Consider the following 16,267-nt stretch of genomic DNA (forward strand, 5'->3'; position numbering starts at 1 on the left):
TGGCCCCATCCGTCCCACCAGTACCGCGCGGCAACTATCACCCGACTTGCGGAAGTGATATCGCGGGCGATATCCAGTTCGAAGGTCGGGTCTTGGTTCGGTGGCAAGACGCAGAAGTTTTCGCTTGTCGTGAAGGTTGGCGTTACTCGGCGGGGGTATGTGGGATGGGTGCGCCTGCAGACCCCGGAGTCCGTGTCGCGGAACCCCGAGCTGCGGCGGCTCGTGGTAGGGCGATTTCTGGCGACGGTCGCCGAGTGGATGTGGTACACCGTCACGACGGTGTACGCGTTCACCCTCTCTGGGGTTGGCGCGGTCGGGGCCATCAGCGTCGCCGCGGTTCTGCCCGCCGCGCTGCTGTCGCCCACGCTGGGCTACGTCATCGACAAGTACCCGCATGAACGCATCCTCACCGGTGTGTTTGCGATGCGTTTGGTTTCGATTGCGGTCACGGCGGTCTCGGCGCAATTCTTCCCGGCGGTGTCCATCCTGGTCGCGGTGATCGCGGTCGAGGGCACCACCACAATGTTCGTGCGGCCGACGACCGCGGCGCTGCTACCCTCCATCACCCAGCGACCCCAGGACCTGATCCGGGCGCACGCGGCGCTGGGCACCACGGACAAGATGGGGATCCTGATCGGTCCGGTCGCGGGCGGCCTGATGCTGGCTTCCACGTCACCCGCCGCCGCGCTCAGCGTCTCCGCCGTCTTCGCCCTGGGTGCCGTGGGCGCGGTGATGACCGTGCGGGTGGACGCCGCGGAGCGCCTGCACGGCGCCACCGGTGCCGGTGCCCGGCATGCGCTGGGCGAAACCGCCAAAGGGGTCCGCACCGTCGCCGGGCCGCACGTGCGTTCGATCGTTGTCGTGACCGCGCTGGCGTTCCTGATGCTGGCGGCAAGCGAAGTCTTCGTCGTGCCGTTGGCGATCGACCTATTGCACTGGGGACAGGCCGGACCCGGCGTCCTCACCGCCCTGATTGCCGGGGGCGGATTGCTCGGCGGGTTGGCGCTCGGTGCGATCGGCAAGCGCCGGCTGGGGCCGTGGTTCGTCGTCGCCGGGGCCGTCATGGCGATAGCGCTGACGCTGATGGCGGCCGCGCCGCACGATGCCGTAGTGCTTGCCTCCACCATCGCGTTCGGCGCCGGGAGTGCCCTGGTGATGATGGCCGGCCAAGTGCAGATCCAAAGTCTCATCCCGTTGTCCGCGGGTGGGCGGGTGCTCGGGGCGGTCGAAGGCCTGAGCCAGTTCGCGATGGCCGCGGGCGCGTGGGCCACGACGCGCGTGACCCAGGGCTGGTCGCTGCGCACCAGCCTGCTCGCCCTGGCCGTGCTCACGGTGTTGGCCATGCTGGCCGTTACGCGCTCCTTGCTGCGCACCGACGCCCGGGTCGCGGCCACGCGTGAGCGGGTGAGTGCCCTCGACGAGATCGCACTGTTTGCCCCGCTGACCAACGTGCTGCGGGAACGGATCGCTACCCAGATCTACCGTGAAGAGGTCGGCGCCGGCGACGTCGTTACCTACCAAGGCGAATACGGCGACTCCTTCTACATCGTCGAGTCCGGCACCCTCGACGTCTGCGTCGACGGGCGCCACGTGCGCTCCCTGGGCGCGGGCGACTTCTTCGGCGAACTCGCGCTGCTGCGCGACACCACCCGCAGCGCTACCGTGCGCGCGACGTCGGACTGCCGACTCTGGGTGCTACCGCGACGGGCATTCCTGACGGTGCTGACCGGCTTTGACCCGACGGGCCAAACCATCGACGCGGCATCCGCCGAGCGACAAGCGACCATGCCCGCGACCGCCAACGGTCGCGACGCGGCGCTGGCGAGTGCGCCCCTGCTGGCCGCACTGCCCGCAGACACCGTCCGCGACCTGGCGGCCGCCGCGACCACCGAGGGATATGACACCGCCACCGTCGTCTTCGGCGAGAACGACCCCGCCCGCGACGCGTACTTCATCGTCGATGGACGCGTCGACTTCGACCAGGCCGGCGAACGCATTCGCGCGCTGGGCCCGGGCAGGATCTTCGGGGAAGTCGCCGTGTTACGGCCGGGCGCGACCCGCGCCGCCACCGCCACCGCGGCCCCGGGCACCGTGCTGTGGCGATTGCCGGGCGAGCAGCTGCGCGCGGCGGTCACCCAAAGCTGAAGCCTAGGCGCGCATTTCGGCGCCGACCACCTCGGCGGCGCGCCGCACCGCGGCATCGCGGGCCGCGCTGGCGTCGTCTTCGGTCAGCGTGCGGTCCGGGGCGCGGAACCGCAGCGCAAAGGTCAGCGACTTGTGATTCTCGCCGATCTGCGGGCCGGTGAACACGTCGAACAGCTGCATGTCTTCCAGCAGCTCGCCCGCCCCCTCGCGCACCGCATCGGCCACCGCCTGGGCCGGCACGTCCGCAGCCACCACCAGGCTGACGTCCTGGAAGACGGCCGGGAACGGTGACACCTTGGGCGCCGCCAACAGCTCGGTGATCGGCAGCGCCTCGAGGTCGAGCTCGACGGCGCAGGTTCCCTTTGGCAGACCGGACCGCTCGATGACCGCGGGGTGCAGTTGACCCGCGTGGCCGACGACGGTGTCGGCGACGACGACCTCGGCGCAGCGGCCGGGATGCCACGGCAGGTACTGCGCCGCGCGCAGCGTGACGTCAATTCCACTGGCGCGCGCGATGATTCGCACCGCCTCGAACGCATCGGCGGCGTCGACGGCACGGCCGGGACCCCACGGGCCCCGGGGTTCGCGCAGCCCGGCCAGCACCGCGGCGACGTGCTCGGGCTGGCGGGGCAGCGAGGTGTCGAGCGTCGCGATCTCGGCATCGGTCGGCCGGCGGTGGACGGGAATCAGTTCCACGCCGCGGGTCTGCTCGGTCGGCCGCACCACCTGCGCGATGGCATACAGCGCTACGTCGACCAGGCCACGGGACACGTTGCGCCCCAACGCTTCCAGCAATCCGGGCAGCAGCGTGGTGGCCAGCTCCGGGCGATCGGCGTCCAGCGGGTTGAGCACCCGCGTCGCGGTGCGCCGCGGGTCGTCGGGCGGCAGGCCCCAGAGGTCGAACACACCGGCCGGCAAGAACGGCGTCGGCAGGATCTCGACATACCCGGACTGCGCCAGCGACTTGCCGATCGCGCGGCGGCGTTTCTGCATCTTCGTCAGGCCGCGGCCGGCGGGCGCCGGCGGCAGCACAGACGGAATCACCTCGAGTCCTTCCAGCCGCAGCACCTCCTCGACGAGGTCGGCGGGCTGCAACAGATCGGGCCGCCAGCTCGGCGGGGTCACGGTCAGCATGTCGCCGTTTTCGGTTACCGCGGCGCCGATTTGGGTGAGCCGCCGGGTGGTGGTGCCCGCGGCGTAGGCCACGCCGGCGAAACGGTCCGCCAGGTCGGCGGCAATCGAGATCGGCGGTAGCGACCAGTCGTCGCGCGGCGGATCCCCGCGCCAATCGGTCAGCGTCGGCGCTACCGCTGCCCCGGTGATGTCGGCCAGCAGCGCGGCACAGCGGTCCAGCGCGGCCACCGAAATGGCCGGGTCGACAGCGCGCTCGTATCGACGCGCGGCCTCGCTGGGCAGGTGCAGCCGCCGCTGGGTGCGCGAAATGGCGGCCGGGTCCCACACCGCGGCTTCCAACAGCACGTCGGTGGAGTCGGCGCGCACCTCGGTGCTCGCCGCGCCCATCACGCCGCCGATCGCGGTCGTCGCGACGTCGTCGGCGATCAGCACATCGGCCGGATCGAGTTTGCGCTCAATGTCATCCAGCGTGACGACGGTCTCGCCGGGCAGCGCGAAGCGCACCTTGAATCCCCCGGTGATGCGGTTGCGGTCGTGGGCATGCATCGGGTGGCCCAGTTCCAGCATCACGTAGTTGGTCACGTCCACGGCCGGGGACATCGCGCGGATGCCGCACAGCAACAGCCGGCGCTGCAGCCACCACGGCGACAGCGCGGCCGGATCGATCCCGGTGACCGGCCGCAGCGCGAACCGCTGCACACCGGTCTCGGCCTGCACGGTCAGCGGCCACGCCTCGCCGTCGGCCGGCAGCGGCTTGACGTCTGCCGGATCGACGAAATTCAGGTCGTAGGCGCAGGCGATCTCGCGGGCCAGGCCGCGCACCGACATGCAGTAGCCGCGGTCCGGCGTGATGGCCAGGTTGAAGACCACGTCGTCCAGCCCCAGCACCTCGGCGCCGCTGGCGCCCGGTTCGGCGGTTCCCGGTGGCAGCACCAGAATCCCGGAATGGTCTGAGCCCAAGCCGAGTTCGGACGCCGAGCAGATCATGCCGTCGGAGCTACGGCCGTAGGTCTTGCGGGCGGTGATCGCGAATCCGCCGGGCAGCGTGGTGCCGGGCAGCGCCACCACCACCAGATCACCCACCGCGAAGTTGGTTGCGCCGCAGACGATTTTACGATCTTCACCCTCGCCGACGTCGACCAGGCAGGCGCGGATCGGCTTCTTGAATTCGGTGAGCTCCTCGATCGCGGCGACCCGGCCCACGGTCAGCGGACCATCGACCGGGCCCAGGGTGACGACTTCCTCGACCTCGTGGCCAATGCGCACCAGCGTCTGCTCGAGATCGGCGGCGCCGACATCCCAGCCCGGCGCTCCGGCGGAAACGACTTCGCGCAGCCAGCTATACGGAATACGCATTACAGACCCACCCCGAACGGCAACGAGAACCGGATGTCACCTTCGACCATGTCGCGCATGTCGGGGATGCCGTTGCGGAACTGCAGGGTGCGTTCCAGGCCCATCCCGAATGCGAAGCCCGAGTAGACCTCGGGATCAATTCCGGCGGCGCGCAACACGTTTGGATGAACCATGCCGCAGCCGCCCCATTCCACCCAGCCGGCACCGCCCTTTTTGCCGACGAACCACACGTCGACCTCGGCGGAGGGCTCGGTGAACGGGAAGAAGTGCGGCCGGATCCGGGTACGCGCCTCGGGGCCGAACTCCGCGCGCGCGAACGCATCGAGGGTGCCGCGCAGGTGCGCCATCGACAAGCCGCGGTCCACGGCGAGGCCCTCGACTTGGTGGAACACCGGCGTGTGGGTGGAGTCGAGTTCGTCGGTGCGGAAGGTGCGGCCGATCGAGACGATGTAAACCGGCAGTTCGCGCTCCAGCAGCGTGCGTACCTGAACGGGCGAGGTGTGGGTGCGCAGCAATTGGCGGGAATCCTCCGGCGCGACGTAGAAGGTGTCCTGCTCGCTGCGCGCCGGGTGGTCGGGCGGGAAGTTCAGGGCGTCGAAGTTGAACTGCTCGGTTTCGACCTCGGGGCCCTCGGCCAGCTCCCACCCCATCGCGATGAAGGTGTCCGCGACGTGTTCGGCCAGGATCGTGATCGGGTGTCGGGCGCCGGGAGGTTGGCGGGTCGACGGCAATGTGACATCGATGCTTTCGGCGACCAGCACGGCCGCGTCGCGCTCGGCACGCAGCACGGCCAGGCGTTCGTCGTAGGCACTCTGCACCTCGCCACGCGCGGTGTTCACGCGCTTGCCGGCGTCGGAGCGCTCCTCCTTGGGCAGGGTGCCCAGCGACTGTCTCGCCACCGCGATCGGCGAGCGGTCGCCGAGGTGCTCGGTTTTGATCTGTGCCAGCGCCTCCAGGCTGCCGGCCCCGGCCAACGCCCCGCGCGCAGCATCGACTGCCACGGCCAACGCTTCCGGCGACAGGTCGACGGGTTGATCACCCACGCGGCGACACTCTCCTTGCTGACGAGGCTCTAGGGGCTGCCCGTATTGCCAGCGAGCGGTGCTGAAAAACAGGCACGGGTCGAGTGCCGATCATATGTGACCGCGTCCAGTGAACTGAACGCGCTTCGGAGCCGAGCGACGGATTAGCCGACCAGGGCCGGCTGCAGGGCGGTGGGTGCTTGCTCGCCGGCTGCCGCCGTGTTGCGCGACGTCCTGAGCTGGGTGAGCTTGTACGCCACAAAAGCGCCGAGCGCCCCGACGACCGGAGCCGCGGCCATCGTTCCCCAGTGGTGAGCCAGGACCAGGAAGCCGAAGCCGGACGACGCCACCAGCATCGCGATCAGCACCGGCGTCCAGCGGATCGGTTGACGGAACCGGGCGGAGACCAGCACGCCCAGGATCACGGCGACGGTGTGCCCCGCGTCGGTGAAGTCGGCGCCGATGATCGCCGAGGCCAGGCCCGCCGAGATCCACCAGCCGATCCACGCCGGACGCCACCGCTGCGGTATCGCGGCCGTCATCGCGCCGAGCACCGCCAGCGCGCCGTAGCTCATCCCGACGTCGCTGGCCCGCGAGATCGATACCGGCAGCCAGCCGAACTCGACCGCGGAGGCAAGAGCGGCCGCCACGACCAACGTCGCACCGATGTGGCCGACCACGAACGCGATCACCAACCGGATGGTCTGCAGATGCAGCTCGGCAAGCGCCAGCAGGCAGGTCAGGAACGGCAACCAGAACCACAGCGGACCGGCGTCGACGACCAGCGCGCTGCCCAGCAGTGTTCCGATGTGTCCGTGCGCCAGGTTGTGCAGGTTGGTGCTGGCACGCGCGACGATGATGTCATGCGCGTGCTGGCCGAGCACCAGGATGGCGCAGCTCACCGCAAGCAGCACCGCGGCATACCCCACGGTGAAACGGATCCGGCCGAGCCGGGAAAGCAGTCCCCCAAACATTCATTCCATTATGAGGGCTAAATTGTTTCGTCTTCGTGATGGGACGCTGTGACTTCGCTAATAGTATTCCAAGCGGTAAATCGCCAAGTCCGGCGGGATGCCCGGGGTCTTGGGCGTAAACATTGATTTACGTGCGCGTTTAGCGACGACGCCCATGGCGTCCAGCTCGTCCTGCGGGATCAGATCCAGCGCCGAACCCGAGATCATGATCCCGCCCTTGGTGGCACGCTCCATCACGCGCGCGGCGATGTTGACGTCGACACCGAGCCAGTCGGCGGCCAGCCGCTGCGGCCGCCCGGTGTGGATCCCGACCCGCATCCGGGGCCGATAGCCGCCCACCTCGACCTCCCGCAGGGCGTCGTCGGCCTCCACCACGGCCCGCACCGCGACGTCGGGACGCCGGAACACCGCCATGATGCCGTCGCCCATCCGCTTGACGATGTGCCCGCCCGCATCGAGCAGCGGCGGCTCCACCGCGCGGGCCACCTGGCGCAGCAAGGTGAGCGCCGCATCGTCACCGGCCTGCAGCGACCACGTCGAGAAGCCGACCAGATCGGTGAAGACGAGCGTCACCTCCGGATTCGCCGGACGGCGCGACACCGCTTCGGTCAGCGCCTGCCAGACCTGCAGCACGCTCAGACTGACTTCGCGCGACGCCGCGTCGCGATCCCCCAGCAACCGGTCGGCGGCGCGGGCGGCCGCCCGCGGGCCGCCGTCACCCGCCGTCGACAGCGGGTCGCCGAATTCGGGATCGCCCGGCAGCATCCGCCGCGCCCGCCGGATGAAGGCCACCACGCCCGGGCTGTGATTGGCGGTCTGCCACCACTGGGCCGCGGTGTGTCTCGACACCGAAGATCGGGGCACCGTCGTCACCGAATCTGAGTCCTTGTCAAAGGACTCGCCCGGATCCGGATCGCGCGGCGCGAGTTCCACCTGGCAAGGGTAAGTAGTTTCGGCTGAGCCGGGCAATGACGCCTGTCCGGTTTGTGTCACACATCGCATGAAACCGACTGATCACGACGCTGCCACGCGGGCGTGGAATCTCGGTAACGGCTTCGCGTGGCGCCCGCCGAAACGCAGACAACACGCGTTGTCAGAGTTATCGTGAGCTCACTCGGCAAGTAGGAGGTCGTGATGACAACCGCATCGACCACAGCCGCTGATCCTCTTGGGCCAGATTCCCTTACCTGGAAGTACTTTGGCGACCTGCGCACCGGAATGATGGGCGTCTGGATCGGGGCGATCCAGAACATGTACCCACAGCTCGGTGCGGGCGTCGAGGAGCATTCGATCCTGCTGCGCGAGCCCCTGCAGCGGGTGGCCCGGTCGGTGTACCCGATCATGGGCGTGGTCTACGACGGCGATCGCGCGCCCCTGACGGGTGCGCAGATCAAGCACTACCACGACACCATCAAGGGGATCGATGCCGAAGGCCGCCGGTACCACGCGCTGAACCCCGAGACCTTCTACTGGGCGCACGCCACCTTCTTCATGCTCATCGTCAAGGTCGCCGAATACTTTTGCGGCGGCCTGACCGAGGCCGAGAAGCGCCAGCTGTTCGACGAGCACGTGCAGTGGTACCGGATGTACGGCATGAGCATGCGGCCGGTGCCGGGGTCCTGGGAGGAATTCCAGGAGTACTGGGACCGGGTCTGCCGCGACGAGCTGGAGATCAACCGGGCGACGCTGGACATCTTCCGGATCCGCATCCCGAAGCCGAAGTTCGTCCTGATGCCGACGCCGATCTGGGACCAGATCTTCAAGCCGTTGGTGGCCGGGCAGCGCTGGATCGCGGCCGGCCTATTTGAGCCGGCCGTACGCGAGAAGGCGGGCATGCGTTGGACGCCGGGCGACGAAATCCTGCTGCGGGTGTTCGGCAAGCTGATCGCGCTGGCGTTCCAGGCGGTGCCCGACGAGATCCGGCTGCATCCGCGGGCGCTGGCCGCCTACCGCCGCGCCGAGGGCCGGGTTCCGCTGAATGCGCCGCTGGTCGAGGCGCCCACGTTCATGGCACCGCCGCGCGACCGCCGCGGACTGCCGATGCACTATTTTCCCCCGCATAAGTCGCTGATCGAGCGCGCCGGGTCGCTGGTGCACACCACGCTCTCGCTGGCCGGGCTGCGCCCCGCCGGGGGCCGCAAGAAAGTCGCTTAGAAACCCTGCATCACACCCAGCGCCTGGGCGCTTTGGTACAGGCAGATCGCCGCGGCGGCAGCCACATTCAGGCTCTCGGCGCCGCCCGACATCGGGATGCGCACGCGATGGTCGGCCTGATCGGTGATCTCTTCGGGCAAGCCGTGCGATTCGGGGCCGAACAGCCACGCCGTCGGCCTGCGCAACAGCTCGTCGGCCTCGTCCAGACGCATCCCGCCGTCGACGGTGGTGGCCAGCGCCTGCAACCCGGCGGCACGCAGCGCACCCAGCACCGCGTCGACGTCAGGGTCGGCGACGACCGGAAGCGAGAAGATGCTGCCGGCCGATGCGCGCAGGCACTTGCCGTTATAGGGGTCGACGCTGTGCCCCGCGAGAATCACCGCGGCGGCGCCCATGGCGTCGGCGAGACGGATCAGCGTGCCCGCGTTGCCCGGCTCGCCGATCTCGACAGCCACCGCGACCAGCCGTGGTGAACCGGTCAGCGCCTGCTGGAGTCCGGTTGCCGGCATGTCGCAGACAGCGACCAGCCCCGCCGGAGTAACGGTGTCGGACAAGGCTTTTGCCGCACGGTCGGTGACCAGGTGTACCGGACCCTGCTGCCCGGCGAGCAGGGTCGCGTGCCGCTGCGCCGCGAGTTCGGTGACGAACACCTCGCGGACCAAGCCGCGCGACGACGCGGCCTCGACCAGATTTTGGCCTTCGGCCAGGAACTGGTTCGCCCGTCGTCGCACGACGTGGCGATGCAATTTGACCGCCGCGGCCACCCGGGCCGAGCGCTCGGTGAGCACCGGGGTTAAGCAGCTTCTCCGGAGGGCGCGTTGACATCCTTGGGCAATGCCGCCCGGGCGACATCGACCAGCGCGGTGAACGCCGCCGGATCGGTGATCGCGATGTCGGCCAGGTTTTTGCGGTCGACTTCCACACCGGCGGCCTTGAGGCCCTGGATCAGCCGGTTGTAGGTGATGTCGTTGGCGCGGGCCGCCGCGTTGATCCGCGAGATCCACAACTTGCGGAACTCACCCTTGCGGGCACGGCGGTCGCGGTACGCGTACTGCAACGAATGCAGCTGCTGCTCTTTGGCTTTGCAATAGAGCCGAGACCGCTGGCCGCGATAGCCTTTCGAGGCCGTCAGGACGCTGCGCCTCTTCTTGTGGGCGTTGACTGCCCGCTTCACGCGTGCCATGGATGTTCCTACTCTCGTTCAGACGTAAATGGTCTTCGGTGCCCTGCCAGGTCGGTGTATGCCCCGGCCGGCGCTCGGTGTGGCTGAGGTCAGCCGTTCAGCATCGCGTTGACACGCCTGGTGTCGTTGGCCGCAACCTCGGTGCGGCCGTCGAGCCGGCGGGTGCGCTTGCTCGGCTTGTGCTCGAGCAGGTGTCGACGATTGACTTTCTGGCGGACGATTTTTCCGGTCCCGGTACGACGGAATCGCTTGGTCGCCCCGCTGTGGGACTTGGCCTTGGGCATGTTTCCTCTAGTTCTTACTGTTTTCGCTGTTTGGCTGTCAGGTCAGTTCGGTGAAGCTGCGTCGTCGCCGGTTGCATCGGTCTCATCGGCCTCCTGCGCCGGCGCGGGTCCCTGTTGTTCGGGGTGCTGCGCCCTGGCGCGAGTCTTGGCGCCGCGGTGCGGTGCCAGCACCATCGTCATGTTGCGGCCGTCCTGCTTGGCCGACGTTTCGACGAATCCGTACTCGGCGACGTCCCCGCCCAGACGCTGCAGCAATCGGTAGCCCAGCTCGGGCCTGGACTGCTCGCGTCCGCGGAACATAATGGTGACCTTTACCTTCGATCCCGCCTCCAGGAAGCGGATTACGTGGCCCTTCTTGGTCTCGTAATCGTGATCGTCGATCTTGGGTCGCAGCTTTTGCTCTTTGACCACGGTCTGCTGCTGGTTCCGGCGGGATTCGCGCGCCTTTTGCGCCGCCTCGTACTTGAACTTGCCGTAGTCCATGATCTTGCAGACCGGTGGCCTGGCGTTCGGGGCAACTTCAACGAGGTCGAGATCGGCGTCCGCGGCTACGCGCAATGCGTCTTCGATGCGCACGATGCCTACCTGCTCCCCCCCTGGGCCGATCAGTCGGACTTCAGGTACGCGGATGCGCTCGTTGACGCGGGTCTCAGTGCTGATGGGGCCTCCCTTGTTGGGCTTTTCGTCGTCTCGCCACGACCGGTGACTCGGGCCCGTCGGGATTCAGCGGTGGAATCGCCACACCATCAGCAAAAAAGCCCTGCAGAAGCAGGGCCCAATGCCGACCGATCACGACCTGAAACGCATTCAGGCCGTCCGCGCCATGCGCGAAACAGGCACCTTTCGGTGCCGGTGACCGGACCGCTACGCCTTGAAACATTTCGCGGCTGGCGGTGGGAGTGGGACTCCACTTAACTGTCCCAGGCCAAAGCCGGGATGGTCGCGGACGCAAGTCTAGCAGCCATCAGGCGTCTTCCTGCATTTCATCTGCCGGAGGCCACCCTGGGCAGGCGTCCTGACCCGCGCGGTCGCGCCACGCCCGCGGTGGACAACTAGTCCCGACGTGATTGGCGCTTCGCCAGGCATTTCACGGTTCAAAGGCTTATCCTCGCGGTCTGTGACTCTCGCTTCTGCGGCTTCGGGGCCTCGTTCGGGCAGCCGGTCGAATTCCCGGTACAGGTGGGTACCGGCGGCGGCCGGCTGGACCGTTGGCGTCATCGCCACCCTGTCCTTGATCGGCAGTGTGTCGCCCCTGATCCGGTGGTTGATCAAGGGCCCCCGGGAGTTCATCAACGACTATCTGTTCAACTTCCCGGACACCAGCATCGCGTGGTCGTTCGTGCTGGCGCTGCTGGCGGCCGCGCTGACCGCCCGCAAACGCATCGCGTGGTGGGTACTGCTGGGCCAAATGGTGCTGGCCGCATTCTGGAACGCCGCCGACATCGCCGCGGGCGACAACACCGCGGCCGAGACGTTCGGCGAAAACCTCGGGTTCGCGATGCACATCGTCGTGATCGTCCTGCTGGTGTTGAGTTATCGGGAATTCTGGGCCAAGGTCCGACGGGCCGCGCTGTTGAAAGCGGCCGCCGTCCTGGTCGTCGGGGACGTGATCGGAATCCTGTTGTCCTGGGGCCTGGTCGAGCTCTTCCCCGGATCGCTGGCCCGACAGGATCGGCTGGGCTACGTGGCCAACCGTGTCGTCGGATTCGCGCTGGCCGACCCCGACCTGTTCACCGGCAAGCCGCACGTGCTGCTCAATGCGATCTTCGGGTTGTTCGGCGCGCTCGCCCTGATCGCGGCCGCGATCGTGCTGTTCCAATCCCAGCGCGCGGACAACGCGCTCACCGGCGAGGACGAGTCCGCGATCCGCGGTCTGCTCGAGCTGTACGGAAAAAACGATTCGCTGGGCTACTTCGCCACCCGGCGCGACAAGTCGGTGGTGTTCGCCCATAGTGGCCGCGCCGCGATCACCTACCGAGTCGAGGTGGGCGTCTGCCTGGCCAGCGGGGACCCGGTCGGCGACCCCCGGGCCTGGTCGCAAGCCGTCGAGGCGTGGCTGGCGTTGTGCAAGACCTACGGCTGGGCGCCCGGTGTGATGGGTGCCAGTTCCCAAGGGGCCCAGTCTTATCGGGAGCGCGGCCTCAATGCCCTCGAGCTCGGCGACGAGGCCATTCTGCGAACCTCCGATTTCAAGCTGTCCGGCCCGGACATGCGCGGGGTACGTCAGGCCGTGACGCGGGCACGCCGGGCCGGGCTGACGGTCCGCATCCGCCGGCACCGCGACATCGCCGCCGAGGAGATGGCCGAGACGATTTCACGCGCCAACGCCTGGCGCGACACCCAGTCCGAGCGCGGGTTTTCCATGGCGCTGGGGCGACTGGGTGATCCGTCCGACGGGGAATGCCTGCTGGTCGAGGCGCTGGATCGGGACGAGCAGGTGGTCGCGATGCTGTCGCTGGTTCCATGGGGAAGCACCGGGGTCTCCCTGGATTTGATGCGCCGCTCCCCCAAATCGCCCAACGGCACCAACGAATTCATGGTCAGCGAGCTTGCCCTGAACGCGGAAGGGATTGGTATCAACCGTGTTTCGCTGAACTTCGCCATGTTCCGTTCCGCGTTCGAGCAGGGCGCGCAACTCGGTGCCGGCCCGATCGCACGGCTGTGGCGGGGGCTGCTGCTGTTCTTCTCCAGGTGGTGGCAGCTGGAGACGCTGTACCGCTCCAACATGAAATACCAACCCGAATGGGTTCCCCGCTACGCCTGCTACGAAGACGCCCGGCTGATCCCGCGGGTGGGTGTCGCCTCGGCCATGGCCGAAGGCTTCCTGGTGTTGCCGTTCAGCCGGCGTGACAAGGTACACACCGGGCACCACTCCGCCGTGCCGGCCAGGCTCGCGGAATCCGGGTTGCTGCACGAAGACGGATCGACTCCGGACGTCAGCGGGCTAAAGCGCGGCGACGAAGTCGACTCCGAGGAGTACCGGCGACGGCTACCCGAGCAGGTTAGGGTCCGCCTGACCAAGCTGAGAACGCTGCAGCACAACGGGATTGACGCTTACCCGGTGGGTTCTCCGCCCAGTCACACCATCGCGCGCGCCATCGACAGCGACGACCAGGACACGGTTTCGGTAGCGGGCCGGATCCTGCGGATACGCGACTTCGGCGGTGTGCTGTTCGCCGAACTGCGTGACTGGTCGGGCGAAATGCAAGTGCTGCTGGACAATTCGCGCCTGGCGTCCGGCCGGACCGCCGATTTCACCGCTGCCATCGACCTCGGTGATCTGGTCGAGATGACCGGGCACATGGGATTCAGCAAACGCGGAACCCGCTCGTTGATCGTCAGCGACTGGCGAATGGTCGGGAAGTGCTTGCGGCCGTTGCCCAATAAGTGGAAAGGGCTGACCGACCCGGAAACGCGGGTGCGCACGCGGTATGTGGACCTGGCGGTCAATGCCGAGTCACGCAATCTGGTGATGGCCCGCAGCAGCGTGCTGCGTTCGGTGCGAGAAACGTTGTTCGCCAAGGATTTCATCGAGGTGGAAACCCCGATCCTGCAGCCGATTCACGGCGGGGCCGCGGCCCGCCCGTTCGTCACGCACATCAATACCTATGACATGGACCTGTTTTTGCGCATCGCGCCCGAGCTGTACCTGAAGCGGTTGTGTGTCGGCGGCGTGGAGCGGGTGTTCGAACTGGGCCGGGCCTTCCGCAACGAAGGTGTCGACTTCAGCCACAACCCGGAGTTCACGCTGCTGGAGGCCTACCAGGCGCATGCCGACTACCGGGTGTGGATCGACGGCTGCCGCGAGCTCATCCAGAACGCCGCCGAAGCGGCCAACGGCACCCAGACGGTGCTGCGGCCCCGCCCGGACGACGAGACCCGCCTCGAACCGGTCGACATCTCCGGGGTGTGGCCGGTGAAGACCGTGCACGACGCGGTCTCCGACGCCCTGGGCGAACGCATCAACCCGAACACATCGCTGAGCGCGCTGCGCAAGCTGTCCGACCGCGCCCGCATTCCGTATCGAGACCACTGGGATGCCGGCGCGGTGGTGCTGGAGTTATACGAGCACCTGGTCGAGGGCCGGACCGAGGCGCCGACGTTCTACATCGACTTTCCGACGTCCGTGTCACCGCTGACCCGGCCGCACCGCAGTCAACCCGGCGTCGCCGAGCGATGGGACCTGGTGGCGTGGGGTGTCGAGCTGGGCACCGCCTACAGCGAGCTCACCGATCCGGTGGAACAGCGGCGCCGGCTGCTCGCGCAGTCGCTGCTGGCCGCCGGCGGTGACCCGGAGGCCATGGAGCTCGACGAGGACTTCCTGCAGGCCATGGAATACGCGATGCCGCCGACCGGCGGGCTCGGGATGGGAATCGATCGGCTCGTGATGCTCATAACCGGTCGCAGTATCCGCGAGACGCTGCCATTTCCGCTGGCCAGGCCGCATTAGCCCAGGTGTCGGAGGCTCAGCGGCCGCACCGGGAACTTCGTTTGAATATGTTCCGGGATGGTTAACAATCCATCACAATGGATCGCGTGACACCGCCGGCGCCGGATGCCACCGGGCAGTTATTGGCAAGCAGCCATACCTCGCTGATGCACGGTTGGGTACCGATCACCGTCCAGGTCGTCACCGCGATCGTGCTGGTGCTGGCCGTCGGCTGGCGTTCACAGCGCTGGCGGGCGGTGTGCCTGCCGCTGGCGGCCGCGATCGGTGGGGCCGCGGCGTACGGAACGCACTGGTACGTCGTTGATCAGGGTCTGTCCGAAGAACCCGCGCCGGCCGCGCTGTGGCTGTGGACCGCGGTCGCCGGCATGGCCGGGGCGGTGCTGCTGCTGGGCTGGCGCGGCGCACCCGGCTGGCGGCGCGGTGCGGCCCTGGTCTCGGTACCGCTGTGCCTGCTGTGCGCCGCGCTGATGCTCAATCTGTGGGTCGGCTACTTCCCCACCGTGCAGTCCGCGTGGGGTCAACTCACCTCCGGCCCGCTGCCCGACCAGACCGATCGGGCCACCGTTACCGCTATGGCGGCCAAGGGAAGCCGGCCGGCACACGGCAGCGTGGTGCCGGTGGTCATCCCGTCGTCGGCCTCGCACTTCAAGCACCGCGGCGAGCTGGTGTACCTGCCGCCCGAATGGTTCGCCACCAGTCCGCCGCCGGCGCTGCCGACGGTGATGATGATCGGCGGACAGTTCAATACCCCGGCCGACTGGACGCGGGCGGGCAATGCGATCAAGACGATCGACGACTTCGCCTCGACCCACCACGGCAAGGCCCCGGTGCTGGTGTTCGTGGATTCCGGCGGGGCTTTCAACAACGACACCGAATGCGTCAACGGCGTCCGCGGCAACGCCGCCGACCACCTGACCAAAGATGTTGTCCCCTACATGGTTACGAGCTTCGGTGTCAGCGGAGACCGCGCCAACTGGGGCGTGACCGGCTGGTCCATGGGTGGCACCTGCGCGGTGGACTTGACCGTCATGCACCCCGACATGTTCAGCGCATTCGTCGACGTCGCCGGTGACTTCTTCCCCAACGCCGGCAACAAGGCGCAAACCATCAGCCGGCTGTTCGGCGGAAACGCCGATGCGTGGGCGTCGTTCGACCCGAGCACGGTGATCAACCGGCACGGCCGGTATCACGACGTGTCCGGCTGGTTCGCGATCTCGTCGGACGGCCGGCCCGCCACGCACGCGATCGCGGACACCGCGGCGATGCGGCTGGCGCAGCGCGATGCCGCCGCCAACCCGAGCAACCAGGCGGCGGCCGCCTACTCACTCTGTGCGCTCGGCCGCGCCAATGGCATCGACTGCGCGGTGCTCCCCCAGCCGGGTAAGCACGACTGGCCCTTCGCCGAGCGCGTCTTCGCGGCCGCGCTGCCGTGGCTGGCCGGCCAGCTGGGCACGCCCGGGGTGCCGCGGGTTGCGTTGCCCGGCACATCGCCTGCCGAGGCGACTACGGTCGCGCCGGTGGTGGTCCCGGCGCAGCATGCCAACACCGCGTCCAGGTAACCGCCG

12 protein-coding genes are annotated in these 16,267 nt (G+C 68.1%); 4 read left to right on the forward strand and 8 right to left on the reverse strand.

Features of this window, described 5'->3' with window-relative positions; all coding sequences use genetic code 11:
- Positions 1 to 168: 168 nt before the first annotated feature.
- Positions 169 to 2,145 (forward strand): MFS transporter, encoded by a 1,977-nt coding sequence (locus SKC41_RS19935; protein WP_330979389.1) that lies wholly within the window; start codon positions 169 to 171, stop codon positions 2,143 to 2,145.
- 3 nt (positions 2,146 to 2,148) lie between these two features.
- Here the strand turns inward: SKC41_RS19935 and pheT are convergent, their stop codons facing one another.
- The 4 genes from pheT to SKC41_RS19955 form a co-directional block, all read right to left on the reverse strand.
- Positions 2,149 to 4,635 (reverse strand): phenylalanine--tRNA ligase subunit beta, encoded by a 2,487-nt coding sequence (pheT, locus tag SKC41_RS19940; protein ID WP_330979390.1) that lies wholly within the window; start codon positions 4,633 to 4,635, stop codon positions 2,149 to 2,151.
- Positions 4,635 to 5,678, reverse strand: a complete 1,044-nt coding sequence (gene pheS / locus SKC41_RS19945; RefSeq protein WP_330979391.1) for a phenylalanine--tRNA ligase subunit alpha — start codon at positions 5,676 to 5,678, stop codon at positions 4,635 to 4,637. Before pheS ends, pheT begins: the two co-directional genes overlap by 1 nt.
- 143 nt (positions 5,679 to 5,821) lie before the next feature.
- Positions 5,822 to 6,631 carry a rhomboid-like protein gene (locus SKC41_RS19950; RefSeq protein WP_330979392.1) on the reverse strand — a complete coding sequence of 270 codons (810 nt, stop codon included), beginning with the start codon at positions 6,629 to 6,631 and terminating at the stop codon, positions 5,822 to 5,824.
- Between the two features lie 57 nt (positions 6,632 to 6,688).
- Positions 6,689 to 7,564, reverse strand: coding sequence for an adenylate/guanylate cyclase domain-containing protein (locus tag SKC41_RS19955; protein WP_330979393.1), 876 nt, complete (start codon positions 7,562 to 7,564; stop codon positions 6,689 to 6,691).
- A 201-nt stretch (positions 7,565 to 7,765) separates the two neighbouring features.
- On the opposite strand from SKC41_RS19955, the gene SKC41_RS19960 reads away from it, so the two are divergent.
- Positions 7,766 to 8,785 (forward strand): oxygenase MpaB family protein, encoded by a 1,020-nt coding sequence (locus tag SKC41_RS19960; RefSeq protein ID WP_330979394.1) that lies wholly within the window; start codon positions 7,766 to 7,768, stop codon positions 8,783 to 8,785.
- Here the strand turns inward: SKC41_RS19960 and SKC41_RS19965 are convergent.
- The 4 genes from SKC41_RS19965 to infC form a co-directional block, all read right to left on the reverse strand.
- Positions 8,782 to 9,573 carry a TrmH family RNA methyltransferase gene (locus tag SKC41_RS19965; RefSeq protein ID WP_330979395.1) on the reverse strand — a complete coding sequence of 264 codons (792 nt, stop codon included), beginning with the start codon at positions 9,571 to 9,573 and terminating at the stop codon, positions 8,782 to 8,784. The two genes, SKC41_RS19960 and SKC41_RS19965, sit on opposite strands and share 4 nt — an antisense overlap.
- A 5-nt stretch (positions 9,574 to 9,578) precedes the next feature.
- On the reverse strand, positions 9,579 to 9,968 hold the full coding sequence (gene rplT, locus SKC41_RS19970) for a 50S ribosomal protein L20 (RefSeq protein ID WP_330979396.1): 390 nt from the start codon (positions 9,966 to 9,968) through the stop codon (positions 9,579 to 9,581).
- Between the two features lie 89 nt (positions 9,969 to 10,057).
- A complete protein-coding gene (rpmI, locus tag SKC41_RS19975; RefSeq protein ID WP_330979397.1) occupies positions 10,058 to 10,252 on the reverse strand; it encodes a 50S ribosomal protein L35 in 195 nt (64 codons plus the stop codon).
- Between the two features lie 42 nt (positions 10,253 to 10,294).
- Positions 10,295 to 10,912, reverse strand: coding sequence for a translation initiation factor IF-3 (gene infC, locus SKC41_RS19980; protein ID WP_330979574.1), 618 nt, complete (start codon positions 10,910 to 10,912; stop codon positions 10,295 to 10,297).
- Between the two features lie 457 nt (positions 10,913 to 11,369).
- Between infC and lysX the strand changes: the two genes are divergently transcribed.
- Together lysX and SKC41_RS19990 are read left to right on the forward strand one after the other, a co-directional pair.
- Positions 11,370 to 14,702 carry a bifunctional lysylphosphatidylglycerol synthetase/lysine--tRNA ligase LysX gene (lysX, locus tag SKC41_RS19985; protein WP_330979398.1) on the forward strand — a complete coding sequence of 1,111 codons (3,333 nt, stop codon included), beginning with the start codon at positions 11,370 to 11,372 and terminating at the stop codon, positions 14,700 to 14,702.
- Positions 14,703 to 14,779: 77 nt separating this feature from the next.
- Entirely contained in the window at positions 14,780 to 16,261 is a 1,482-nt protein-coding gene (locus tag SKC41_RS19990; protein WP_442931719.1) for an alpha/beta hydrolase, read from the forward strand.
- Positions 16,262 to 16,267 lie beyond the last annotated feature (6 nt).

The organism is Mycobacterium sp. 050128 (assembly GCF_036409155.1).
GTDB lineage: Bacteria > Actinomycetota > Actinomycetes > Mycobacteriales > Mycobacteriaceae > Mycobacterium.